22 protein-coding genes are annotated in these 23542 nt (G+C 67.0%); 4 read left to right on the forward strand and 18 right to left on the reverse strand.

Annotation, left to right across the window (positions count from 1 at the left end):
• Positions 1-39: 39 nt before the first annotated feature.
• Positions 40-2193 (reverse strand): ATP-dependent DNA helicase, encoded by a 2154-nt coding sequence (locus AC1D2F_RS07065; protein ID WP_476966458.1) that lies wholly within the window; start codon positions 2191-2193, stop codon positions 40-42.
• Entirely contained in the window at positions 2186-3793 is a 1608-nt protein-coding gene (hflX, locus tag AC1D2F_RS07070; protein ID WP_476966459.1) for a GTPase HflX, read from the reverse strand. The genes AC1D2F_RS07065 and hflX overlap by 8 nt, the downstream gene beginning before the upstream one ends.
• 540 nt (positions 3794-4333) lie before the next feature.
• On the opposite strand from hflX, the gene AC1D2F_RS07075 reads away from it, so the two are divergent.
• Entirely contained in the window at positions 4334-4948 is a 615-nt protein-coding gene (locus AC1D2F_RS07075) for a class I SAM-dependent methyltransferase (protein WP_229992961.1), read from the forward strand.
• Here AC1D2F_RS07075 and dapF read toward each other — a convergent pair.
• The 6 genes from dapF to AC1D2F_RS07105 form a co-directional block, all read right to left on the reverse strand.
• Positions 4929-5882 (reverse strand): diaminopimelate epimerase, encoded by a 954-nt coding sequence (gene dapF, locus AC1D2F_RS07080; protein WP_476966460.1) that lies wholly within the window; start codon positions 5880-5882, stop codon positions 4929-4931. The genes AC1D2F_RS07075 and dapF overlap by 20 nt on opposite strands.
• Positions 5883-5933: 51 nt before the next feature.
• The gene (miaA, locus tag AC1D2F_RS07085; protein WP_476966557.1) at positions 5934-6875 is read right to left on the reverse strand and encodes a tRNA (adenosine(37)-N6)-dimethylallyltransferase MiaA; all 942 of its coding nucleotides are present in this window, start codon (positions 6873-6875) and stop codon (positions 5934-5936) included.
• Positions 6876-6936: 61 nt separating this feature from the next.
• Entirely contained in the window at positions 6937-8547 is a 1611-nt protein-coding gene (miaB, locus tag AC1D2F_RS07090) for a tRNA (N6-isopentenyl adenosine(37)-C2)-methylthiotransferase MiaB (RefSeq protein ID WP_476966461.1), read from the reverse strand.
• Between the two features lie 61 nt (positions 8548-8608).
• Positions 8609-9079: a regulatory protein RecX gene (locus tag AC1D2F_RS07095; protein WP_356815698.1), complete on the reverse strand. Its 471-nt coding sequence runs from the start codon at positions 9077-9079 to the stop codon at positions 8609-8611.
• 175 nt (positions 9080-9254) lie between these two features.
• Positions 9255-10307 (reverse strand): recombinase RecA, encoded by a 1053-nt coding sequence (gene recA, locus AC1D2F_RS07100; RefSeq protein ID WP_018774457.1) that lies wholly within the window; start codon positions 10305-10307, stop codon positions 9255-9257.
• Positions 10308-10518: 211 nt separating this feature from the next.
• Positions 10519-10755 (reverse strand): DUF3046 domain-containing protein, encoded by a 237-nt coding sequence (locus AC1D2F_RS07105; protein WP_026266606.1) that lies wholly within the window; start codon positions 10753-10755, stop codon positions 10519-10521.
• A 41-nt stretch (positions 10756-10796) separates the two neighbouring features.
• Here AC1D2F_RS07105 and AC1D2F_RS07110 point away from each other — a divergent pair, with 41 nt between their 5' ends.
• The gene (locus AC1D2F_RS07110) at positions 10797-11321 is read left to right on the forward strand and encodes a MarR family winged helix-turn-helix transcriptional regulator (RefSeq protein WP_229992966.1); all 525 of its coding nucleotides are present in this window, start codon (positions 10797-10799) and stop codon (positions 11319-11321) included.
• A gap of 39 nt (positions 11322-11360) precedes the next feature.
• Here AC1D2F_RS07110 and AC1D2F_RS07115 read toward each other — a convergent pair whose 3' ends face one another.
• The 8 genes from AC1D2F_RS07115 to AC1D2F_RS07150 form a co-directional block, all read right to left on the reverse strand.
• Complete coding sequence (locus AC1D2F_RS07115) at positions 11361-11813, reverse strand: helix-turn-helix domain-containing protein (RefSeq protein ID WP_066434909.1); 453 nt, start codon at positions 11811-11813, stop codon at positions 11361-11363.
• Between the two features lie 139 nt (positions 11814-11952).
• Entirely contained in the window at positions 11953-12480 is a 528-nt protein-coding gene (locus AC1D2F_RS07120) for a CinA family protein (RefSeq protein WP_229992967.1), read from the reverse strand.
• Positions 12477-13115: a CDP-diacylglycerol--glycerol-3-phosphate 3-phosphatidyltransferase gene (pgsA, locus tag AC1D2F_RS07125; protein WP_290369337.1), complete on the reverse strand. Its 639-nt coding sequence runs from the start codon at positions 13113-13115 to the stop codon at positions 12477-12479. Before pgsA ends, AC1D2F_RS07120 begins: the two co-directional genes overlap by 4 nt.
• Before the next feature lie 25 nt (positions 13116-13140).
• Positions 13141-16074 carry an FtsK/SpoIIIE family DNA translocase gene (locus tag AC1D2F_RS07130; RefSeq protein WP_229992969.1) on the reverse strand — a complete coding sequence of 978 codons (2934 nt, stop codon included), beginning with the start codon at positions 16072-16074 and terminating at the stop codon, positions 13141-13143.
• A gap of 198 nt (positions 16075-16272) precedes the next feature.
• Positions 16273-17964 carry a ribonuclease J gene (locus AC1D2F_RS07135; RefSeq protein WP_229992971.1) on the reverse strand — a complete coding sequence of 564 codons (1692 nt, stop codon included), beginning with the start codon at positions 17962-17964 and terminating at the stop codon, positions 16273-16275.
• A gap of 60 nt (positions 17965-18024) precedes the next feature.
• The gene (dapA, locus tag AC1D2F_RS07140) at positions 18025-18933 is read right to left on the reverse strand and encodes a 4-hydroxy-tetrahydrodipicolinate synthase (RefSeq protein ID WP_229992972.1); all 909 of its coding nucleotides are present in this window, start codon (positions 18931-18933) and stop codon (positions 18025-18027) included.
• A 104-nt stretch (positions 18934-19037) separates the two neighbouring features.
• Complete coding sequence (locus AC1D2F_RS07145; protein WP_229992973.1) at positions 19038-19802, reverse strand: carbon-nitrogen hydrolase family protein; 765 nt, start codon at positions 19800-19802, stop codon at positions 19038-19040.
• 100 nt (positions 19803-19902) lie between these two features.
• Complete coding sequence (locus AC1D2F_RS07150; protein ID WP_364747437.1) at positions 19903-20196, reverse strand: hypothetical protein; 294 nt, start codon at positions 20194-20196, stop codon at positions 19903-19905.
• A 302-nt stretch (positions 20197-20498) separates the two neighbouring features.
• Here AC1D2F_RS07150 and AC1D2F_RS07155 point away from each other — a divergent pair, with 302 nt between their 5' ends.
• Positions 20499-21752 (forward strand): heparan-alpha-glucosaminide N-acetyltransferase domain-containing protein, encoded by a 1254-nt coding sequence (locus tag AC1D2F_RS07155; protein WP_364747435.1) that lies wholly within the window; start codon positions 20499-20501, stop codon positions 21750-21752.
• A 6-nt stretch (positions 21753-21758) separates the two neighbouring features.
• Here AC1D2F_RS07155 and AC1D2F_RS07160 read toward each other — a convergent pair whose 3' ends face one another.
• The gene (locus tag AC1D2F_RS07160; protein WP_229992984.1) at positions 21759-22241 is read right to left on the reverse strand and encodes a hypothetical protein; all 483 of its coding nucleotides are present in this window, start codon (positions 22239-22241) and stop codon (positions 21759-21761) included.
• Positions 22242-22246: 5 nt separating this feature from the next.
• Positions 22247-23005 (reverse strand): 4-hydroxy-tetrahydrodipicolinate reductase, encoded by a 759-nt coding sequence (gene dapB / locus AC1D2F_RS07165; protein ID WP_364747433.1) that lies wholly within the window; start codon positions 23003-23005, stop codon positions 22247-22249.
• A 330-nt stretch (positions 23006-23335) separates the two neighbouring features.
• On the opposite strand from dapB, the gene AC1D2F_RS07170 reads away from it, so the two are divergent.
• The gene (locus tag AC1D2F_RS07170) at positions 23336-23494 is read left to right on the forward strand and encodes a hypothetical protein (RefSeq protein WP_476966462.1); all 159 of its coding nucleotides are present in this window, start codon (positions 23336-23338) and stop codon (positions 23492-23494) included.
• Positions 23495-23542: the final 48 nt, after the last annotated feature.

Below are 23542 nucleotides of genomic sequence, written 5' to 3' on the forward strand. Positions count from 1 at the left end.
CGGCTTCAGTCCCGGCCAGCTCCCGCTTCAACGTGGGACTCAGCCGTTCGCGGAGTCCTTCGCCAGGCGCTCCAGGGCAGCCATGGCTATCGATGAATCGGTGGTGGGCCAGAACGGCGGAAGCGCGGCGCGGAGGAATCCGCCGTAGCGCTCCGTGGACAGCCGCGAATCCAGCACTGCCACCACGCCCTTGTCCGACGTCGAACGGATCAGCCGTCCGGCGCCCTGCGCGAGCCGAATGGCGGCGTGCGTGGCCGAGACGGACATGAAGCCATTGCCGCCCGCCTGGGCGACGGCCCGCGAGCGTGCCGTCATCAGCGGGTCGTCCGGCCGCGGGAAGGGAATCCGGTCTATAACCACCAGCCGGCAGGACACCCCAGGAACGTCGACGCCCTGCCAGAGGGACATTGTGCCGAACAAACAGGTGTCCGGCTCGTCGGCAAATTGCCGCACGAGCGCCGTCATGGTCGACTCCCCCTGGCACAGGATGCTGAGGCCCAGCCGGGGCCGCATGGCCTCGGCGGCTTCCTCCGCCGCGCGCCGCGAGGAAAACAGGCACAAGGCACCGCCACGGGAAGCGCGGATCAGCTTCTCCAGCTCATCCAAGGCCTCGGGGGAAGTCCCGCGGCCGGGTTTGGGCAGGTGCCGGGCGACATAGAGGATACCCTGCTTCGGATAGTCGAACGGGGACCCGACGTCGACTCCGGTCCAGCTCGGGGCGCCATTGCCAACGAGGCCGAGGCCTCCGGCTGCAGGCTCGAAGGCAGCGCCAATGGCCAGTGTGGCCGAGGTCAGGATGACGGTGTGGTCCGCGAACAAACCCTCGCGCAAACGCCCCGCGACGCTCAACGGGGCAACATTGATCAGGGCCGGCGCGCTCTCGTCCGGCTGGGAGTAGCCCTGCACCGGGTCGAAGCTGCTGTTGCGGGAGAACCACACTACTTCGCGGTTTTCGCGCGCGGCCAGGAGGCGCTCACAGAGTTCCAGGATGACCATCAGGCGTGAGCGCGCCAGCTGGCGTCCGCCGTCGGCCGTCGTGGAGCTGTCGCCCTTGGAATCGGACAGGGCGGCGCGGCACGCGTCGCGCAGCTGGTCGATGCAGTCCAACTGCCCGCTGTTCAGGCCGTTGGGCATCAGCCCGCTGGGGACCCCGTCGATGGCCAGCTCCAGGTGGGCCGCGGCATTGTTCAGCGCGTCCACGGTGATGCCCGTATGTTTCCGGGCCCCGGACGCGGCGGCGTGCACCATCGCCACGGAGAGCTGACCTGAGACCGCGCCCGTGACGCGGTCCTGAAGTTCGTGCGCCTCGTCCACCACCACGACGTCGTACTCGGGCAGCACCGCCAGACCCTCGAAGGCGCTGACGGCGAGCATGGCGTGGTTGGTGACCACGACGTCGGCGTCGGCGGCGTTCTGCCGTGCCAGCTCGCTGAAACATTCGGCCGCGAGCGGGCACTTCTGCGCGCCGAGGCACTCCATGGAGGTAACCGAGACCTGGCGCCAGGCCCGGTCCGTGACGCCGGGCATGAGCTCGTCGCGGTCCCCCGTCGCGGTCTCCTCGGCCCATTCGCGGAGGCGGACGACTTCCTTGCCCAGCTGGGAGGACGGCCCGCCAAGCGCGGCAGCGAAATGCGGCACGCTCGTGTCCTCGCCAAGGGAAAACAGCTGTCCCTCGGAAGGTTCTTCGGACGGGAAACCGCCCTCGAGTTTGTGCCGGCACACGTAGTTGGACCGGCCTTTCACCAGGGCGACCTTGACGGGCCGTTCCAAGGCAGGGGTGATGGTCTTGAGCAGCCTGGGCAGGTCCCGGCCCACGATCTGCGTCTGCAGCGCCAAGGTTGCGGTGGACACCAGGGTGGGCTTGTTGCTGGTCAGCGAATGGGCGATCAGCGGAATCAGGTAAGCCAGCGATTTGCCGGTGCCGGTGCCGGCCTGGACCAACAGGTGGTCGCCGCTGTCTATCGCGCGCGCCACCTGCCGGGCCATTTCGTGCTGGCCATCGCGGCTCTGGCCGCCCATGCCGGACACGGCACGGTCGAGAAGTTTCACCACGAACTCCTCGCCGGCCGCACCGGCAACCGAATCGGCGTCTGCAGTTCCCGCGTCCGCGGGTTCAGCGTCGGGCAATTCAACGTCCGCAGGTTCAACGTCCGAAGGTTCGGCCTCAGCCCTGGTCACCGCTGCCTCAGTCATTGCTGATGAAGGGATCCAGTTCAGCGGCGAGTCCTTCACGCACCATCACCACGGCACGGGTTCCGGTTTCCTCATGGTCGAGGCTGAGGATCTCGGCGTCGGTCTCGTGAAGCTTGCTGAGCAGGTCCCCGCGGTTGTACGGGATCAGCAGTTCCAGCTTCACGCTCGGCCGAGGAATGCCGTCGCTGATGGCCTTGAGCAGCTCCGGAATGCCTTCACCGGTGCGGGCCGAGACCACCACGTGCCGCGGCTCCCGCTGCTTGAGCCGCTCCACCACGAACGGGTCTGCGGCGTCGGCCTTGTTCAGGACAATGATTTCCGGAACCTTGCGCGCGTCGACTTCGCTGAAGACCGTACGGACAGCGGCGATCTGGCCTTCGGGGTCCGGGTGCGAGACGTCCACGACGTGCAGGATCAGGTCCGAGTCGGCCACCTCTTCCAGCGTGGAGCGGAATGCTTCCACGAGCTGGGTGGGCAGGGACCGGACAAATCCCACGGTGTCCGCCAGGGTGTATCCCAGCCCGTCAGCGGTTTCGGCCTTGCGGACGGTCGGATCCAGGGTGGCGAACAGGGCGTTTTCTACCAGGACCCCGGCGTCGGTGAGCCGGTTCAGCAGCGAGGACTTCCCGGCGTTGGTGTATCCGGCGATCGCCACCGAGGGCACCGCATTACGACGGCGGTTGGCCCGCTTCGTTTCCCGGGCAGGCTTCATGGCGGCGATTTCGCGGCGCAGCTTGGCCATCCGGGTGCGGATCCGGCGGCGGTCCAGTTCGATCTTGGTTTCACCGGGACCACGCGAGCCCATGCCGGCGCCGGCGCCGCCCACCTGGCCACCGGCCTGGCGGGACATCGACTCGCCCCAGCCACGCAGGCGCGGCAGCAGGTATTCCAGCTGGGCCAGTTCCACCTGCGCCTTGCCTTCACGGCTCTTCGCGTGCTGCGCGAAGATGTCCAGGATCAGGGCCGTGCGGTCAATGACCTTGACCTTGACGATGTCCTCCAGTCCGCGCCGCTGGGACGGGGCCAGTTCGGCGTCGACCACTACGGTGTCGGCGCCGGTGGACATCACGATGGCTTTCAGTTCCTGCGCCTTGCCGGAGCCGAGGAAGGTTCCGGGATCCGGCTTGGCCCGCCGCTGGACGAGCCCGTCGAGGACCTCGGAGCCTGCTGTCTCAGCGAGAGCCGCAAGTTCGCGCAGGGAGTTCTCGGCATCCGCGAGGGTGCCTTCGGTCCAGAGGCCGGCCAGGACGACGCGTTCAAGGCGCAGCTGCCGGTATTCGACCTCGGTGACGTCTTCGAGTTCGGTGGACAGGCCAGCCTTGCGGCGCAGCGCGTGGCGTTCCTCAAGATCCTGCTGGTCGCCGTCGAAGTTGGTGTACACCTCGTCCAGGCGGGAGATGGCCTGTGCCTTGCCGAGCACCGACGTCGGGCCGCCGGCCGCACCGGCGCCTCCGTTGGTGCCGGCTCCGGAGCCGCTGCCACGGCCTGCGCCCGGGGCGGGGGTGTCCTTGGAAAGGATCCGGTCGATTACAGCCTGGATCTCCTCAGGACTCATGTCCTGGGCTGCTGAATCGGGTCCGGTGTTGGGGTGGCTGGTCATGGTCTCCTTCAAGGGTTCGGCACTTTCAGAATAGTGCCGATTGTTGCTCTGTGGGGCGGTATTCGCGCTGGGCTGACGGCGGGGGGTCATGCAGGCCTCCTGGAATGCCCGCGGCAACGGTGCCGGGGCAGGGCTGGCTCCGTCCGGAGCGGTGGCTGGGTGAAGGTAGAGGCGGCAAATGCGCCTGGCTGTGGGAAACGCTGCCTGTGGAAACACAGTGAGGTAGGTGCCGTCCGCCGAGCCGGGCCCGGGAGCGGGCCAAGCAGCACGGTGCCAGCAAAACACGGTGCTGGAAAACAAGGTGCTCAGCAAAGCGGCTGGATTCCAAGTGGTGCGGGGCGCCCGCGGGTGAGAAGACTCACCCTTGCGATGGCGCACTCAGCGGAAGGCGTTTACCTGCGTCGCTACAGAGTCGCTACAAGACGGGACAAGACCCGTGCCGGCTACTTGGAGATCAAGATCATGTTTTTTAGCCTAGCAGACGCCAACGCTCCCTCCCGGTTTCCCATTGGGCCGGGCCGCCAACTAATCTGGCCCATTATGGAGTCTGCACACTATTTCAGCGCCCAGCCGGCCGGGCCCTTCACCCGCAAACCGCTCACCGTGGATCTTGCCGGTGAGACGCGCCGGCTGCAGACGTCCTCAGGGATCTTCAGCCCGGACGGGATCGACAAGGGAACGGCCGTGCTGCTCGCCGACGTCCCGGCTCCGGCGCCGCAGGGCAACCTGCTGGATATCGGCTGCGGCTGGGGGCCGATCGCCCTGACCATGGCCCTGCGGGCGCCGCACGCACACGTCTACGCAGTGGACGTGAACGAACGCTGCGTGACCCTCACCAACGAAAACGCCGGGCTGTTGGGGCTGAGCAACGTCACCGCCAGCACGCCGGACGCCGTGGACCCCGAAGTGCGCTTTGACACGATCTGGTCCAACCCGCCGATCCGGATCGGCAAGGATGAGCTTCATGCCCTCCTGCGCCTGTGGATTCCCAGGCTGGCACCGGGTGGATCGGCCTGGCTCGTGGTCCAGAAGAACCTCGGTTCGGACTCGCTGCAGCGCTGGCTGGCGGCTGAGCTCGACTCCAGCTTCAACGTGACCCGGGAGAGCACGTCGAAGTCATTCCGGATCCTTCGGGTCAGGAAAGCGTCCCGCTAGCGACGATCACGGCCGGGCCGCTGAGTTCGACGTGTTCGTGCCCCTCCGGGCCCAGGAAGAATTTCACGCCGACGACGCCGCCGGGAACGTGGACGTTCCACGCGTCCGGTGCGCCCTGGCCGGCCCAGTGGCGAATCGCGACGGCGGCGGCGCAGGCGCCGGTGCCGCAGGACTGGGTCTCCCCCACTCCCCGCTCGTGGACACGCATGGTGATGGTGCCGGTGCCGTCGTGGACCAGCGGTTCGGACGGTACAACGAATTCGACGTTGGTGCCGTGCGGCGGAGTCGGGTCCACCCGGGGGGCCGTGAACAGCTGTGTGGCCTCGAGTTCGGCCGTTTCGGCCAGGGCCACCACTGTGTGCGGGTTGCCCATGCTGACGGAAAGGGCCGGACGTGCGACTTCGAGCCCCTCGGCGCTGACGAGCGAATCCATGGCCCGTGCGGTCGCCTCGCCCGGGAAAATGAACTCCCAGGGGCCCATGTCCACGGCGTAGCCCGCAGCGGTCCGGACGATTGTCTTGGCACCGCCCCGGGTTCCAATGACGAGGGACTCGCCGGCGGGAAGGTCCACGAGGCCTTCGGCGATGAGGAAGTGCACGAAGACGCGGACTCCGTTGCCGCACATCTCGGACAGCGAACCGTCGCCGTTGCGGTAGTCCATGAACCACTCGGCGTCCGGGTGCGCGGTCAACAGTTCCTGCCCCTCGGGCAGGAGCCTGGAAGGTACGGCGCGGATCAGGCCGTCGCCGCCGATGCCGCGGTGCCGGTCGCAGAGCGCCGCGACGTGCTCTGGGCTGAGCGAGAGTGTGCCGTTGGGGTCGGCGATCAGGACAAAATCATTGCCCGTTCCGTGGCCTTTGGAAAACTTCAGACCGCTGAGGGGTTCGGTATCGCCGGCAGTACGGTCAGCGGCTCCGGCTTGGGATTCGTCCATGGTCCAAGGTTACCGTTCCGCCCTGACCGCTCCGGCACCGAGACCCGAACGCTACGCCGGCGGCAGGACGGGCGTCGCCCGGCACAGTGCGGCGGCCTCGGCCACCAGGTCAGGATCGTGCCAGCCCAGCCAGGTGACCCGGGGATCCGCGCGGAACCAGGTCAGCTGGCGGCGCGCGAACTGCCGGGTCGCGATGATTGTTTCGTCCGCGGCCCGCTCCAGGCTGGAGTCACCGTCGAGGACCCTGAGGAACTGGGCATAGCCGAGGGCCCGTGGCGCGGTCCTGCCGTTGCGCAGGCCTGCGGCGTCCAGCCGGCGGACTTCGTCCAGCAGCCCCTGGTCCACCATCGCGTGGACGCGGCGGGCCAGGCGCTCCCGGAGCAGTTCCCGGTCAACGTCGAGGCCGATCTGGATGGCAGGCTGGAAGTACTCGCGGTCCGGCATGAAGGAGCTGAACGGGCGGCCGGTGAGTTCGAAGACTTCCAGGGCGCGGATGATTCTGCGGTCGTCACCCAGCCTGCCCGCAGACACCGGGTCCACGGCCTCCAGGCGTTCCCGCAGCGGCGCGGGTCCCGCCGTGGCCAGTTCCATCTCGAGCCGGTGTCGGATGTCCGGATCCGTGCCGGGGAATTCCAGAACGTCGAGCGCGGCGCGGACGTACAGTCCCGAGCCGCCGGCCAGGATGGCCCGTTTTCCCCGGCCGTGGATATCGTCGATCAAGGCACGGGCCTGCTGTTGGAAGTCCGAGACGGACGCTTCCTCGGTCACGTCCAGAATGTCCAGGAGGTGATGGGGCACGCCCCGGCGTTCGGCGTCGGTGATCTTGGCGGTGCCGATATCCATGCCACGGTAGAACTGCATCGAGTCGGCGTTGATGACTTCCCCGTCGAGCTCGAGGGCAAGGGCGACGGCCAGGTCTGATTTGCCGGAGCCCGTGGGACCGACGACGGCGATCACCGGCGGCGCAGCCGGCCGTGCAGCCTGTTGCGGCACCGTGGCTTCCGCGGTGGCCGCCGCGGTGGCCTGGGCGGTGCCCTGCGGGCCCGGCACGGCGCTAACGGCCGCGGACCGGGAGGCTGGGCATGCCCAGCGACACGCCGAAGGTACCCTTCGCGCTGGCCGGAGCCGGGGCGCCGCAGGAATCGGCTTGGGAACGGTCCCAGGCGTCACCGGCACGGGACCGGCGCAGGCTGTAGTCCTCCGCCGAGGCAGGATCGGAGATGAGGTGGAACGCCGCCGCCTCCGTGATGGTGACCGTCACCAGGTCGCCGGGCCGGGGCACCTCAGCGCCGGCGGGCACGGAGAAGTGCACCAGCCGCTGGTCCTGGGACCGGCCGGAGAGCCGGTGGGTTTCCTGAGCCTTACGGCCCGACTGGGCTGTCACCATGACCTCGACGCGGCGGCCAAGCTGCCGGGCGTTTTCCTCTGCGGCAATGCGGTCCTGCAGGGCCGTGAGGCGCTCAAAGCGTTCCTGGACCACGGCCTTGGGCAGCTGGTCCGGGAGGTCCGCGGCAGGCGTGCCTGGCCGCTTGGAGTACTGGAAGGTGAAGGCGGTGGCGAACCGGGACTTCTCCACGACGTCGAGCGTGGCCTGGAAGTCCTCTTCCGTCTCGCCGGGGAACCCGACGATGATGTCCGTGGAGATGGCGGCGTGCGGGATCTTCTCACGGACCTTGTCCAGGATGCCGAGGAACTTGGTGGAGCGGTAGGACCTCTTCATATCCTTGAGGACCTTGTCCGAGCCGGACTGCAGGGGCATGTGCAGCTGCGGCATGACGTTGGGGGTCTCGGCCATGGCGTCGATGACGTCGTCGGTAAAGGCGGCCGGGTGCGGACTGGTGAAGCGGACGCGCTCCAGGCCCGGGATGTCACCGCACGCGCGCAGAAGTTTGGAGAAGGCCTGCCGGTCGCCGAATTCGACGCCGTAGGAATTCACGTTTTGGCCCAGCAGTGTCACTTCGATGGCGCCGTCGTCCACGAGCGCCTGGATTTCGGCCAGGATCTCACCGGGGCGACGGTCCTTTTCCTTGCCCCGCAGCGCCGGGACGATGCAGAAGGTGCACGTGTTGTTGCAGCCTACGGAGATCGATACCCAGCCCGAATAGACGGAGTCCCGCTTGGTGGGGAGAGTCGAGGGAAAGACATCCAGCGATTCGAGGATCTCCAGCTGGGCCTCGTTGTTGTGGCGGGCCCGATCCAGCAGCGCCGGCAGGGCACCGACGTTGTGGGTCCCGAACACGGCGTCCACCCACGGCGCCTTCTTGAGGATGGTCTCCCGGTCCTTCTGGGCGAGACATCCGCCGACGGCGATCTGCATTCCCGGGTTGGCTGCCTTGACCGGGGCGAGGATGCCGAGGTTGCCGTACAGCTTGTTGTCGGCATTCTCCCGGACCGCGCAGGTGTTGAAGACCACGACGTCGGCCAGCTCGCCGGCGGACGGAACGTAGCCTGCGGCTTCGAGCATGCCGGCCATCCGCTCGGAATCGTGCACGTTCATCTGGCAGCCGAAGGTGCGCACCTGGTAAGTGCGGGGCTGGGCCGGTCCGGAACTTTCCGTTGCGGCAGCCGGGTCTGCATCGAATGTCGCAGGCGCCGCTGGCGGCACTGCCGGAGGCGTTGTTGGAGAAGTCGTGCTGGCCGCTGGGGAAGGAATGGTAAAACTCACTTGTTAAGGGTAACGGGTAAGGGGCGGTGGCCAGGCCTGCGCAGACCCCGGACCGGTGGCCCTAATCCCCGCCCCTGGCACGGGCGGTAACGGCGTCGAGCACCTCGCCCACAATCCGGAAGGCAAGCGAAGGCTGGTATCCCTTGCGGGCGAGCATCGACGCGAGGCGGCGCGTGATCTTGTCGCGCTCCGCACGGTCCTCACCGCCGGTGAATCCCCGCAGTTTGCGCTCCACGAGCTCACGGGCCGCCGATTCTTCGTCGGCGTCGCTGAGCTGATCCAGCGCGCCGGCGGCAATCTCCGGGTCGATGCCCTTGTCCGCCAGTTCGCGCCGCAAGGCCCCCTTGGCGAGCTTGCGCGTTTGGGACCTGCTGCGGACCCACATGTCGGCAAACTCGGCGTCGTCAACCAGCCGTACTTCCTCGAAGCGGTCCAGCACGGCCTCGGCGACGTCCTCGGGAACGTTGCGCTCGGCCAGCTTGCGCGAGAGCTGCAGCCGGCTCTTGGGCGAATTCGTCAGCTGCCGCAGCACGATGGCGCGAGCGACCGCTGCGGGGTCCGCGTCCGGATCCAGTTCCGCAGACGGTGCATTTGAGCCGGACGACCTGCGGAACCCACGGGAACCGTGGGAATCGGCATGCGGGTCGGCAGCGCCGTCCGGGTCAGGGTTCCTCTGACGGAACCCTGACCCACGGTTCGCTCCTGCGTTAGAAGCCGTCAACGGCCTTCAGCTTCGGCGACTCTTCGGTTTCGGCCGGGGCCTTCACGCCGACGCCGAGCTTTTCCTTGATCAGGCGTTCGAGTTCGGCCGCCAGTTCCGGGTTGTCGCGCAGGAAGCGGCGGGAGTTCTCCATGCCCTGGCCCAGCTGGTCGCCGTCGTAGGTGAACCAGGAGCCCGACTTCTTGATCAGGCCGTGCTCAACGCCCATGTCGATAATGCCGCCCTCGCGGGAAATGCCCTGGCCGTAAATGATGTCGAACTCGGCGATCTTGAAGGGCGGGGCCATCTTGTTCTTGACGATTTTGGCCTTGGTGCGGTTACCGACTGAATCCGCGCCCTCTTTCAGGGTCTGGATCCGGCGGACGTCGATGCGGATGGAGGCGTAGAACTTCAGCGCCTTACCACCGGTGGTGGTTTCCGGGGAGCCGAAGAAGACACCGATCTTTTCGCGCAGCTGGTTGATGAAGATGGCCGTGGTTTTCGTCTGGCTCAGGCGGCCGGTGATTTTCCGGAGGGCCTGGCTCATCAGGCGGGCCTGCAGGCCCACGTGGCTGTCTCCCATGTCGCCTTCGATTTCCGCGCGGGGAACGAGGGCGGCCACCGAGTCAATGACGATGACATCAAGGGAACCGGAACCGATGAGCATGTCCATGATTTCCAGTGCCTGCTCGCCGGTGTCCGGCTGGGAGACCAGAAGCGCGTCGGTGTCGACGCCCAGCTTCGCGGCGTATTCCGGATCGAGGGCGTGTTCGGCGTCGATGAAGGCGGCGATGCCACCCTGGCGCTGGGCGTTGGCTACCGCGTGCAACGCAACCGTGGTCTTACCGGACGATTCCGGACCGTAAATTTCCACGACGCGGCCGCGGGGCAGGCCGCCAATTCCCAGGGCGACGTCCAATGCGATGGAGCCGGTCGGGATGACTTCGATGGGCGCACGGACTTCATCGCCGAGGCGCATGACCGAGCCTTTGCCGAACTGCTTGTCAATCTGGGCAAGCGCTGCGTCGAGCGCCTTCTGGCGATCCGGGGCTGCGGCCATGATTCACACCTCTAATACTTTCTCGCTGTGGAGTGGCCCTGTGGGCCCTTCGTCTGTCATCACTGACGCTACTGGCACCCTCCGACAAAGTTGTCGAGGCACCCACTTATGTGGAAAACGCTCTGAAAAAAAGCATATCGCTATCCGAACAGATATTCGAACAAGCGGGCGGCGTGTCAGGCGTCGGCCCACGCCAGCGGCGTGTCGGCCGTCAGCGCGGTCCGGTGGTGTCGCGGGGTTTGACGTCCCGGCCCAGGCGGCGCTCCGGCGGGACGTCCTGGACGTCGCACAGGGCAAGCCACACCTGGCGGGGAGGAACGCCGGCACTGAGGGCCTGGTCCGCTGTGCGTCCGCCGACCCCAGCCAGGACCAGCGAGCTGCTCAGGACACGGGAGTACCCGGCCCCGAACTCGTCGTCCATAAGCCGCCAAAAGTCACTGATTCGCACGGGTAAAGTCTCTCACGGCCCAGGACTCTAGAATGGTTGCCATGAGCAACCCAACTGAGTCCGCGGGAGATTCCTCTCCCGGAAACGCCGGCACGGACGCCGCACTGGACGCCGTCGAGAACCAGCTGAGTCTGCTCTGGCGCCGGGGCCGGTCGATTTCCCACCAGCTCTCGCGCCAGGTCCACCCGGACATGGAACCGGCCGCCTACGGGCTGCTCAGCGTGATCCGCAAGCAGGGCCCCATCAGGCTGACTGACCTCGCATCCTGCATCGGCGTCGGCAAGCCTTCGGTGAGCCGGCAGATCGCCTTCCTCGAGGGCCTCGGCCTGGTGTCGAAGGAGGCGGACCCCCTGGACGGCCGGGCGCAGTCCATCCGTCTGACGCCTGAAGGCGAGGAAAGGATGCACCAGGTCCAGGACGCCCGCCGTGAGGTGTTTCGGGAACGTCTGGCAGAGTGGCCGGCCGAGGACCTGCAGGCCCTTGCCATGTATATGGCGAAACTCAATGCCACCTACGAACGCGACGGGTTCCCCCGGGACGAACACATCAAAGGACCCCCGGCCTGAGCCGGAGGTCCTTTTCTTGCGTCTTGGGTGAGTTGGCGTTTAGCGGGCTCCGGAAAGGAGGCCCTTCGCCAGCTCGTCGTTGAGGTCGGAGTTGAGCTCTCGGTCGAGGTCGCGGCCGTAGCGCTGCGCGAACTCCTGGGGGACGGTGTCCGGAACCGCGACGCCCTCGGCGACCGCAACACGGTCGCTGACTTCGCGGAGCATGCTCGAAAGCGGAACATCGAGGGCCGAGCAGATCGAGGACAGCAACTCCGAGGAGGCTTCCTTCTGGCCGCGTTCCACTTCGCTCAGGTAGCCCAGGGAAACACGGGCGCTGTGCGAGACTTCGCGGAGCGTGCGGCCTTGGCGCTGGCGGACATCGCGCAGGACATCACCGATTTCGTGACGAAGTACAACCATCTTGCGCTCCTTCTGTTCGCTCTTGGCCTGATCGGCGAGGCCCACATCCTTCCAGCGGACAACGCCGTTAACGGATACGGGCTGCTTTACCATCTGTATCGCCTTGCTCCTCGTACTGTCGAGTCCGCCGGTGGGGGCGGACTCTGCTGATGACTTCATCCTAGGCGCCTCCCTTATTTGGAAGCGACACAATGTAACAACTATTCGGAATCAACTTTTGTTCCCGGCAACTTTACGCCCGGTAGCCTTCGGAAGATAGGGCCTCCAGCAGACGTTCCAGTGCGGCACCGCACGCGAGTGCGCGGATCTCGGCGCGACTGCCTTCAAACGAATAGGGGTACGACGTCGATCCCCCCGCTGTGGCGATGCCGATGAAGACCGTGCCCACCGCTTTGCCGTCGTGCGGTTCGGGCCCGGCCACGCCCGTGGTGGACACACCGATATCGGCGCCGCAGATGCGGCGCGCACCGTCGGCCATGGCCGCGGCGACTTGGCCGTCCACGGAGCCGACGGCGTCGAGCAGTTCGCCGGGGACGCCCAGGACGTCGGCCTTGACCTTGTTGGCATAGGACACCACACCGCCCTGCAGCATCCCGGAGGCGCCGGGCGTGTCGGCCAGCACGGCGGTGACCATCCCGGCGGTGAGGGATTCGGCGGTGGCGGCAGTCATGCCGCGGCCGAGGGCGCCGGTGACGGCCTGTTCCGCCAGGCGGTGCAGGTTCGGGTGCAGGTTGGGATGACTGGGCTCCGGATAGTTCATTGCTCGTTTTCCCTTACCCGTTCTTTCTCTGCCCTGATGCCGGCGGCCCGCAGCTTGAGGGCCTCAATGACGTATTCGCCCCCGGTCCACAGTGTGATGGCCAGTGCAGCCATCATCACGACGAACGCCACAACGCTCAGCCACGGGGCCATGGATGCCAGCGGAAGGACGTACAGGAAGATGGCCACTGTCTGCACCACCGTCTTAAGCTTCCCGCCGCGCGAGGCCGGAATGACGCCGTAGCGGATAACGAAGAACCGCAGCGCGGTGATGCCCCACTCCCGGACCAGGATCAGGATGGTGACCCACCACGGCAGTTCCTGGAGCAGCGAGAGCATGACCAGCGCGGAGCCGATCAGGAGCTTGTCGGCGATCGGGTCGGCAATCTTGCCAAAGTCGGTGACGAGGCCGCGGGAGCGGGCGATGTCGCCGTCGAGCTTGTCCGTGTAGATGGCCACGGCGAAAACGAAGGCGGCGGCCCAGCGCCAGACGCCGTTCTGCGCCTGCAGTCCCGGGGCGTCGAGGATGAGGAACCAGACGAAGACCGGCACCAGCACAATCCGCAGCATCGTGAGGATATTCGGCAGGTTCCAGATCCGCGAGGCGGATCCGGCGTTGGCTTCGGCGCTATTCACCTTCCTAGGCTACCGTCTCTGCACCCTACCGGCCGGTGAGCGACCAGGCGTCCTCTGAACCGTCCTCGTCATTGGAGCCGCCGTCGGCGCCGTCGTGGTAGTCGATCGCCTGGGTGCGGTTCTCCAGGTCAGCCGCCACGAGGTCCTCCGCGTAGCCACCCTGGCCGATGTTCGCGTTGGCGTTATCGCTCAGGGCCGCGGTCTGCGAGTCAGCGGCCACCGGGCCGTCCTGGCCCTTCATCGCGGCCAGCACGGCGGCGAGGTCGTCCGGCTTGACCAGCACGTCGCGCGCCTTGGAACCCTCGGAGGGTCCCACCACTCCCCTGGACTCGAGCAGGTCCATGAGGCGCCCGGCCTTCGCGAAGCCGACCCGGAGCTTGCGCTGCAGCATCGATGTGGAACCGAACTGGGTGGTGACCACGAGCTCGGTGGCCTGGAGCAGGACCTCGAGGTCGTCCCCGATGTCGTCGTCGATCTGCTTCTTCTGCGCCTCGGGAGCGACGTCGTCGCGGTAGACGGCCTTGAGCTGGCCCTTGACGTGCTCGACCACCTTGTGGATCTCGGACTCGGTGACCCAGGCGCCCTGGACGCGCATCGCCTTCGAGGCTCCCATCGGCAGGAAGAGGGCATCGCCCTGGCCGATGAGTTTTTCGGCGCCCGGCTGGTCCAGGACCACCCGGGAGTCGGTGACGGAGGAGGTCGCGAAGGCCATGCGGGAGGGCACGTTCGCCTTGATCAGGCCGGTCACGACGTCCACTGACGGGCGCTGGGTGGCCAGGACCAGGTGGATGCCGGCCGCGCGGGCCAGCTGGGTGATGCGGACAATCGAGTCCTCGACGTCGCGCGGGGCCACCATCATGAGGTCAGCGAGTTCGTCCACGATCACCAGCAGGTACGGGTACGGCTTGATGACGCGCTTGGAATCGACCGGCGGGTGGACCTTGCCGGCCCGGACGGCCTTGTTGAAGTCGTCAATGTGCTTGAAGCCGTAATTGGCGAGGTCGTCATAGCGGGCGTCCATTTCCCGGACCACCCACTGCAGGGCCTCGGCGGCCTTTTTCGGGTTGGTGATGATCGGCGTGATGAGGTGCGGGACCCCTTCGTAGGCCGTAAGTTCCACGCGCTTCGGGTCCACCATGACCATGCGGACCTCGTCCGGGGTGGCCCGCATCAGGATCGAGGTGATCATCGAGTTCACGAACGAGGACTTGCCGGCTCCGGTGGCACCTGCGACGAGCAAGTGCGGCATCTTGGCCAGGTTGGCCACGACGTACCCGCCCTCGACGTCCTTGCCGACGCCCATGACCATGGGGTGGTCGGTGCGGCGGGCGTTCTGGCTGCGGAGCACGTCGCCCAGGGACACGGTTTCGCGGTCTGTGTTGGGGATTTCGATGCCGATGGCGGACTTGCCCGGGATGGGGCTGAGGATGCGCACATCCGAGCTGGCGACCGCATAGGAGATGTTCTTGGACAGGGCGGTGACCCGCTCCACCTTGGTGCCCGGGGACAGTTCGATTTCGTAGCGGGTCACGGTCGGGCCGCGGCTGAAGCCGGTGACCTGGGCTTCCACGTTGAACTGGTTGAGGGTCTCGGTGAGCGAGGCGACAATCGCGTCGTTGGCCTCGGTGCGTTCCTTGGGGATGGAACCGGGCGTGAGCACGTCCGACGCCGGCAGGGTGTAGGTGACGTCGCCGGCCAGGGAGAGCTGTTCGGTGCGCTGCGGAATCGGGGTGGGCAGCGGTGCCGGCGCCACCGGGTTGGAGGGGACCTTCGCGGCGGCCGCGGCGGCGGTGGGATTGAGCGATCCTGCGGCCACCATCCCCGGAGTGACCAGGGGGATGGCCTCGGTGGCGTTCTCGCCAATGGACCCTGCGGTGCCGAGGCCCTGGGCGGCCTTGATCTTTTCGACGGCGATCTCGGCCTGGGTGGGACGGCGCACACCGGGCGCGACACCGGCGCCCGCCTTGGCGCCCTTCGCCCCCTTGGCAGAAGGCGCCTCGCCGGCTGCTTCCTCATCTGCGATGACCGCCCGCTCGAACGCTTCGTCGCCGACGTAGCCTTCCAGGCCGGACTCGTCGTCGTGGTCCTTGCCGAAGAGGCGCTTGCGCTTCTTCTTGGCCGGTGCCGGGGCGTCGTTCTCGTACAGGTAGCTGCGGTCGTGGCGGTCGCCGGCGTCGTCGTCCTGCAGGTCGATGCCCATCAGGTGCTCGTAGGCGTCCCGCAGGCGGCCGGGGATGGCGCCGAAGGGGGTCGCGGTGACGATCAGCAGCGAAGTGAAGGCCAGCAGGCCATACACCGCGACCGGGACTGCGGTGTGCAGGGCAGCGAGCGGGGCGGCGGCGAGGTAACCGAGCATGCCGCCGGCCCTGCGCAGGCCGTCGAAGCCGTCGGCGACCGTCGGCTGGCCGCCGATGATGTGGGCCAGGCCGGATCCGGCGAACGTCATGATGAGGAAGCCGATGCCGATCCTGTTGTTGCCGCGGCCGTCGTCGGGCTGGCGGAACAGGCGGAAGGCGCACACGAACAGCATGAGCGGCAGCAGCAGGGACATCCAGCCGAAAGTGCCGTTGACGATCGCAAAGATGGCATCGGGCAACCAGCCCTGGAACCCCCACCACGCGAAGGTGGCAACGAAGACTCCCAAGGCCAGGTTGAACAGGGCGGCACCGTCGCGGCGGTCCTCGGGAGCGAGGTCGCTGACGTCGTGGCCGACGCGCCTGATGCCGGCGCCGATCACGTGGGCGATGCCCAGCCATGCACCGGCCAACACCCGGACAACCCAGGGCTGGTGCGGCTCTACTACGGCCAACTGCCGGGTCCGCGCGGTGGCTGCGGTTCTACCTGCGGTGCCCCGCGGCCGGGCGGATTTGGATGCGGCGGGACTGGACCCCCGGCCGGGAGAACTGCCTGATTTGCCGCTTGAGTTTCCTCTAGGCGCGGAAGAAGTACGAGTCGCCATACCCGCCACGGTACCGGATGCCGGGCCGAAAACCCCGAATTTCCGGGGCATCCTGGATCATGTTGCCGCCGGCCGCAACGGAAAAACGGCCTCCCCGGCCTCCCGCGGCGCTCACGCTGCGGGTTGGCCGGGAAGGCCGTTCACCAGGCATGCGCCCGGTAGGTGTGAAGGATCTACGCCCGGTGAACCAACTGAGGCTTACGCCTCAAGGACCACCGGGATGATCATGGGCTTGCGGCGCAGCTTGCGGTTGACCCACGTGCCTACGACCCGGCGGACGACCTGCTGCAGCTGGTGCGTCGTGTGGTCCGTGCGGTTCAGTACGGCCTCTTCGAGGGCCTCGTTGATCTTGGGGATGATCTCGTCGAAGACGGAGTCGTCCTCCGCCACGCCGCGGGCGTGGATCTCCGGCCCGGACACCACCTTGCCGGTGGCACGGTGGATGACGGTGATGATGGAGATGAAACCCTCGTCGCCCAGAGTCTGGCGGTCCTTGAGGTCCGCTTCCGTGACTTCGCCGACGCTGGAGCCGTCGACGTAGACGAATCCGACCTCGACCTGGCCCACGATGTCGGCCTGGTGATCGCGAAGGTCGATCACGGTGCCGTTGTCCGCGAGCAGGATGCTTTCCTCCGGCACGCCGGATTCGAGGGCGATCTTGCCGTTGGCGATGAGGTGGCGGGTTTCGCCGTGCACCGGCATGGCGTTGAGCGGCTCAAGGATGTTGTAGCAGTACAGCAGCTCGCCGGCGGCGGCGTGGCCGGAGACGTGCACCTTGGCGTTGCCCTTGTGGATGACGTCGGCGCCGAGCTTCAGCAGGCCGTTGATGATGCGGAACACGGCGTTTTCGTTGCCCGGAATCAGGCTCGAGGCAAGGATGACGGTGTCGCCCTCGCCGACGACGACGCGGTGGTCGCCGTTGGCCATGCGGGACAGGGCCGCCATCGGCTCACCCTGGGAGCCGGTGGACATCAGCACGACCCGGTTGTCCGGCAGGTTGTCGATGTTCTTGATGTCGACCAGGATTCCGGCCGGCACCTCCAGGTAGCCCAGTTTCGCGGCGATGGCCATGTTCCGGACCATGGAGCGGCCCACAAAAGCAACCTTGCGGTTGTGGTTGGCGGCGGCGTCGAGGACCTGCTGGACGCGGTGCACATGGGAGGAGAAGGAGGCGACGATGATGCGCTTGGAGGCCTGCCCGAACAGCCGGTCCAGGGTGGGTCCGATTTCCTTCTCGGCGGTGGTGAAGCCCGGGACGTCGGCGTTGGTCGAATCCGACATGAACAGGTCCACGCCCTCTTCGCCCAGCTTGGCGAAGTGCCGGAGGTCGGTGATGCGGCCATCCAGCGGCAGCTGGTCCATCTTGAAGTCACCGGTGTGCAGGACGGTGCCGCCCGAGGTGCGCAGGAACACGGCCAGGGCGTCCGGGATGGAGTGGTTGACGGCGACGAACTCGCATTCGAAGGGCCCGTACTTCTCGACCTGGCCCTCGACGACAATCTTCGTGTTGGGCTTGATCCGGTGTTCCTGCAGCTTGGCCTCGATGAGGGCCAAAGTGAGCTGTGAACCGACAATGGGAATGTCGGCGCGCAGGCGCAGGAGGTAGGGGACGGCGCCGATGTGGTCTTCGTGACCGTGGGTCAGGACGACGGCGACGATGTCCTGGAGACGGTTCTCGATGTAGGAGAAATCCGGCAGGATCAGGTCGACGCCGGGCTGGGTCTCCTCGGGGAAGAGTACGCCGCAGTCAACGATGAGGAGCTTGCCATCGATCTCGAAGACGGTCATGTTGCGACCGATTTCCCCGAGTCCGCCGAGCGGAACGATCCGCAGGGTGTTCTTCGGGAGGCGGGGCGGCGTGGTCAGGCCGGGAAGGGCGGTTTGGGTCATAGTGCACTACTTTCCAGGCGGAGGCCGGGCTGGCTCTTAACGATCAGGAGTGGCTCCGGATCAGGAAAAGACCATGCCCGCTTCCGCCAAATCCTCGCGGATGGTTGCGATCTCGGCCTCGCCCGGCTCCACGAGGGGCAAACGGACAACCGAGTTGGGCAGGACTCCCTGCCACTTAAGAACCTGCTTGGCAGCGACAGCACCCTGAATGTGGGTCATCACTGCGCGGACCACGGGGTCCAGTTCGAAATGTATGGTGCGGGCGGTAGCAAAATCGCCTGCAAGTGCGGCATCGATCAGTGCACGGAATTGCCGCGTCGCGACGTGCGCGGAGACGCTGACCAGCCCGACGGCGCCGGCGGCCATCCACGGCAGCGTGAGGCCGTCATCGCCGGAGTAGACATCAAGATCGGTGTTGGCCAGAACGCGCGTGACCGCGGCGAAATCTGCCTTCGCATCTTTGAGGGCAACGATCTTGGGGTGGTCGGCGAGCCGGATCATGGTCTCGGGCAGGATGGGCACGCCGGCGCGGCCGGGGATGTCGTAGACCATGACGGGGAGGTCGGCGGCGTCGGCCACGGCCTCGACGTGCGCCTGAATGCCGGCCTGGCTTGGCTTGTTGTAATACGGCGTGACGATCAGCTGGCCGTGTGCTCCGGCCTTGGCGGCGCGCTTGGCCATCTCGATCGAGTGCGAGGTGTGGTTGGTTCCGGTTCCGGCGATGACTTTGGCGCGGTCGCCGACGGCCTCGACGATGACGCGGAAGAGCTTCTCTTTTTCGTCGTCTTCCAGCGTGGAGGTCTCCCCCGTGGTGCCGGAGATAACGAGGGCATCATTGCCGTCGTCGACGAGCTTGCTCGCCAGTTCCGCCGACTGCCGGTAGTCGACCTCACCGTCCGTTGTGAATGGCGTGACCATGGCAGTCACGAGGGTCCCGAACGTGTAAGAGCGAATATCAGAGTCAGCCATATGAAAAACGTTACCTTGTCCGCGGCATGTTAGGACAATGGCGATGGTGTGACGAACGTCAAAGTCGCCGGCCCACACGTCACGTTTAGGCCCTCCGGCCGGAGTCAGTGCCGCCGAAACCGCGCCAGGACGCTGTACTGGAGGCTCGCGGTCAACACCTCGGTGCCGGTGCCGGCCGCCTGCCGGAACGGAAGCCCGTCAGGGCCCCAAAAGCCGCTCAGACCGCAGGAGGCTCCGAGCGGCGTGGCGCCTGCCAGGTTCGCCAGGACGGAGAACATCCGGTTGTCCATGGCGCGGGCGCCAAGGTGCAGCCCCAGCCTGTGGTCTTCTCCGGCAGTATAGAGAGCCGAGACGGCATAGATGTCCGCACCGGCTTCCGCGGCCCATTCCGCGTGGCCGGGGCGGTCGGCGTCGAAACAGATTGCCAAGGCGACCTTCCAGCCGTCGATCTCAAGGACGGCGGGGTGGCTGCCGGCCACGAAGAGACCTTGCTCCGGACCGTGCAGGTGCGTCTTAAAACTGGTCTCGATGGTGCCTCCAGGGTGGACTGCGAGGGAAGCCAACCGCGGCGTGCCGTCCTCCTCCTGGAACGCGGCTCCGACCACGGCGGTTATTCCGGTGCGCCGGCAGATTTCCCGGATGCCGTCCAGCCTCCCGTCTGCAGCACTCAGCCACTCCCCCGGCCCCTCCAGCAGGTCCAGCCGGTAACCCGTCAGTGAGAGCTCGGGAAAGATTACCAGCCGGGCTCCGTGCGACTCGGCGTCTTCGATCAGCCGGATGTGTTCGGGCACGTTGGCGGCAATGCCGCCCTCCAGGGCCTCGTATTGGACGGCGGACAGCGTCAGCGCAGTAATCGAGCCAGTGGTCACCCTGCCATCCTAAGCACCTCCTCTTTCGATGATCAGCCCTTGCCCCTCAGGTCCCGCCGGCGGCCAGGACGGCAGGTCATACAGGCGGCCTGGATGGCAGTCAGGTGGACGCGGCGGCGCCGCCGGAGGGTGCCGATGATGCCGAGCAGTAACGCCCGACGGCGGTTTCCCGAAGTTCCTCCGCCCAAGCGGCAAGGCGCTGGGCCGCCCGCACGTAGTGGAACAACTCTGTTGGAGTGAGGGCGTCGATGTCGGTCTCGGCCAGCCGGCGGGCAAGCTCCGCTCCCGGCGGTTGCACAGCCAACGCCGTGCCTTCCCTGCCCCACTGAACGTCCTCGGCCGGCTCGCCGGCGACCAAGCGCCGGAAGAGGAAGTCCACGACGCCGGGGCTCATAGCTTTGAGGACACCGGCCCCCGACTCACCACCGCAGGTCCGTCCGCCGGGCGGGGTGCTGGCCCGATCAGGGCCTGACGGGCGAGGGCCCGAAGGGCCGGGGCCCGGAAATTGTCGGCCTGTAACTTCCCGGCCTAGGAAATCTGGGCCTGTGAATTCTCGGTCCCCAAATTCCGGGTTCAGGAAGGCAGACTCTGAGGCGTTGTTCATGCGCCCATCGTATTCGAACATATATTCGAATACAAGACCCTTTCGTAGAAGGGCTGGAGCTGTGGTCCGGCCGAACATGAGACGATCAGATGATGACCGCGCGCGGAACGACCACTGCTTCCCGGACAGTCAAGGGCCCCTCCTCCGGCGCCCGGCTGGCCGGCATTGACGCCGCACGCGGGCTGGCGTTGCTGGCCATGATGGCCACGCACGTGCTGGCGACCTTTGAGTCGGACCCGCAGCTCACGCCCACCTGGATCGGGCTTGCGTTTTCCGGACGGGCAGCCGCACTGTTCGCGGTGCTGGCCGGAGTCGGCCTCGCCTTGTCCACCGGGAAGCAGCAGCCGCTCCAGGGCCCCGAGCTTTGGGCGGCCCGCCGGGGCATCGCCCTACGGGCGCTCGTGATCGGCGCCGTCGGGCTCTCCCTGGGCGGGCTGGAAGTCAACATCGCCATAATTTTGGTGCACTATGCCCTCCTGTTCGTGTGCGTACTGCCCTTCATCGGGCTCGGGGTGAGACGCCTGATCGCACTCGCGGCCCTCTGGATCCTGGCAGCCCCTGTCCTGGCCTACCTGCTGCGGCCCTGGCTGCTGTCCGCCGATCCGCCCCTGCGGCTGGGGCATAACCCCAGCTGGGAGGACCTGCCCACACCGGCAAGACTGCTTGGCGACCTCTTCCTCACGGGCTACTACCCTGTCCTGCAGTGGATCGCCTATCTCCTCGTGGGGCTGGTGATCGGCCGGATGGCGCTGTCCAAAGCAGCCGTGCCGTTCCTGCTGCTGGCCGCCGGAACCGCGGTGGCCGTCATTTCCAAGTGGCTGGGGATAGTCATGATGGAGGACTGGGGCGGCAGGCAGGCGCTCGAGGCGCAGATTGGCGATCCCGCCTACCCGCTGGAGAGCCTGCTGCAGGTCAACCTTGCCGGCGTCGAACAGTCAGGCTCAGCGTGGTGGCTGGCCACCAGTGCACCGCACGCCGGCACCACACTGGATTTGTTGCACACCTCGGGGACAGCTGCCGCCGTGATCGGCGTGTGTCTTCTGCTGGGCCGGCTGGGCAACTGGCTGGAACTCGATCTGCTGCTCCCGCTGCGCGGAGCCGGGGCCATGACGTTGAGCCTCTACACAGCTCATCTGTGCATCATGGCGGCCCTGCACGATCAGCCGCTGCTGCCCGGCTGGACCGTGGAGGGTGTGTACTGGGCGCAGGCCGTGGGGGTGCTGGTGACTGGCGCGGTCTTCGCGTCACTGGCGTGGCGCGGGCCGCTGGAGTGGGTGACCCATGCGGCCAACCAGGTGGGCAGCTACCGGCCGGCCCTGGCCCGCCAGCCGACGCGCTTGCGCTAAATTCGGCTAGGGCTTCTGCACTCCGGCGCGGAACATCCGTACGGCGTCGCGCATCGAAGCGCGGGCCCGCTTGCGGTCTCCGGCGGCATCGTAGGCACAGCTGAGCCGGAACCAGGAACGCCAGTCCTCGGGGGCGGCTTCGGCCTCGGCGCGGTACTTCTCAAATTCGAGGTCGGCGGCTTCGCGGATGATCCGGCCGGCGGGCGTGCGGGGCAGAGTGTCCTCCGGCAGGCCACCCTCGGCTTCGAGGATCTTCGCCAACCTCTCGGTGCGGGCGCCAAACAGCAGCTCCCGGATCAGTGCCCAGGCGCCGATGACCGGCAGCACCAGGTAAGCGACGCCGATCGCCTTCGCTACGAGGCTGGGGTCCGACATCAGGAGCACGGAACGCTGAAGTGACACCACCAGGTAGAACACAAGCAGCAGGGTGACGGCCCCCACCCAGATCTTGGTGCGGTTGGCTTTCAGGGCTGTCAAGGCGGCGGACATCGGACTCAGAGTCCCAGGTCCAGGTAGCCGTCGAGTCCCACCGTGAGACCGGGGTGTGCGGCGACGTTGCGGATCCCCAGCAGCACTCCGGGCATGAAGGAGGCGCGGTCGAAGGAGTCGTGGCGGATGGTCAGCTGCTCCCCCGGCCCGCCCATCAGGACCTCCTGATGCGCGACCAGGCCGCTGAGCCGGACACTGTGGACGCGGACACCGTCGACGTCGCTGCCGCGGGCGCCATCGAGCTCCGTGGCGGTGGCGTCCGGGCTGGAAGGCACGCCAGCGGCTGCGCGCTCGGCCGAGATCAGCTGCGCCGTGCGCACAGCCGTGCCGGAGGGGGCATCCACCTTGTCAGGGTGGTGCAGTTCAATGATTTCAACGGACTCGAAGTACTTGGAAGCCTTGGCGGCGAAGGCGGAGGCCAGGACCGAGCCGAGGGCGAAGTTGGGGGCGATGAGCACGCCGACGCCGGGCCGGGCGGCGAGGAGCTCCTCCAGCCCCGTGAGCCGGTCGGCATCCCAGCCGGTGGTGCCCACCACGGCGTGCATGCCGTGTTCGACGGCGAACCGGACGTTCGCCTCGGTGCTATCAGGGACAGTCAGGTCCACCACGATCTGTGCGCCGGAGCTGACAAGCGTGTCGAGGGAGTCGTTGCGGCCAAGGGCCGCGACGAGGGTCAGGTCCGCGGCGGCATCGATGGCCTTCACGGCCTCTGCGCCCATGCGCCCGTTGGCGCCCAGCACGGCGACTGAGAGTTGTTCGGTCATGCCATCAACCCTACCGCCGGGGCCGCTGCGTTCCGGAACCGGCGGCCTTGGGTTACAAGCCCGCCGACCCGACGGTTCACACCAGCCCCTCACTTGTCAGGCTGGATTGACGCGCCCACTGACCATCTGCTGCTAGGGGCGCTTCACGATCCCGGTCCGGCCGGCATTCTTGGGGTCACACTCGATCAGGCAAGGGCAGCGGCAGCGGCGCTTGACCGCACGGCACTCGCGTCAATCGGAATAGATGCCCAAGGCTTTGAACGCGTCACTATGCCTGGCCGGGGAAAAAAGCCGCCCTTCAGCTCCGGTGCCCGGTCCGTGATGGAAGGCATGCTTCGGTACACCATTGACCAGAAGTCACGACAGATCACCACCGCGAATCTTCTGCTGTCGCTGCTGGACCGCGAGGAACATGACCCTGCGGCTGCGCTCCTCAATGAACTGGGGGTGGACCGGGCCGAGGTCCGGCGCAGGGTCCTTTCCTCCTGATCGCGAGCTAACTTGCTGCCGGTCACCACCCTCGGCTGAGAGGCAACC

It is taken from the genome of Arthrobacter sp. P1_B3, from assembly GCF_056406615.1.

Coding starts and splice junctions, on each gene's coding strand:
- AC1D2F_RS07110 (WP_229992966.1), top strand. CDS start 10,797: ATGAGCAACCCAACTGAGTCCGCGGGAGATTCCTCTCCCGGAAACGCC.
- AC1D2F_RS07075 (WP_229992961.1), top strand. CDS start 4,334: ATGGAGTCTGCACACTATTTCAGCGCCCAGCCGGCCGGGCCCTTCACC.
- AC1D2F_RS07155 (WP_364747435.1), top strand. CDS start 20,499: ATGACCGCGCGCGGAACGACCACTGCTTCCCGGACAGTCAAGGGCCCC.
- AC1D2F_RS07065 (WP_476966458.1), bottom strand. CDS start 2,193: ATGACTGAGGCAGCGGTGACCAGGGCTGAGGCCGAACCTTCGGACGTT.
- AC1D2F_RS07135 (WP_229992971.1), bottom strand. CDS start 17,964: ATGACCCAAACCGCCCTTCCCGGCCTGACCACGCCGCCCCGCCTCCCG.
- AC1D2F_RS07130 (WP_229992969.1), bottom strand. CDS start 16,074: ATGGCGACTCGTACTTCTTCCGCGCCTAGAGGAAACTCAAGCGGCAAA.
- AC1D2F_RS07160 (WP_229992984.1), bottom strand. CDS start 22,241: ATGTCCGCCGCCTTGACAGCCCTGAAAGCCAACCGCACCAAGATCTGG.
- dapA (WP_229992972.1), bottom strand. CDS start 18,933: ATGGCTGACTCTGATATTCGCTCTTACACGTTCGGGACCCTCGTGACT.
- AC1D2F_RS07170 (WP_476966462.1), top strand. CDS start 23,336: ATGCTTCGGTACACCATTGACCAGAAGTCACGACAGATCACCACCGCG.
- dapB (WP_364747433.1), bottom strand. CDS start 23,005: ATGACCGAACAACTCTCAGTCGCCGTGCTGGGCGCCAACGGGCGCATG.
- AC1D2F_RS07115 (WP_066434909.1), bottom strand. CDS start 11,813: ATGGTAAAGCAGCCCGTATCCGTTAACGGCGTTGTCCGCTGGAAGGAT.
- dapF (WP_476966460.1), bottom strand. CDS start 5,882: ATGGACGAATCCCAAGCCGGAGCCGCTGACCGTACTGCCGGCGATACC.
- hflX (WP_476966459.1), bottom strand. CDS start 3,793: ATGACCAGCCACCCCAACACCGGACCCGATTCAGCAGCCCAGGACATG.
- recA (WP_018774457.1), bottom strand. CDS start 10,307: ATGGCCGCAGCCCCGGATCGCCAGAAGGCGCTCGACGCAGCGCTTGCC.
- AC1D2F_RS07120 (WP_229992967.1), bottom strand. CDS start 12,480: ATGAACTATCCGGAGCCCAGTCATCCCAACCTGCACCCGAACCTGCAC.
- AC1D2F_RS07150 (WP_364747437.1), bottom strand. CDS start 20,196: ATGAGCCCCGGCGTCGTGGACTTCCTCTTCCGGCGCTTGGTCGCCGGC.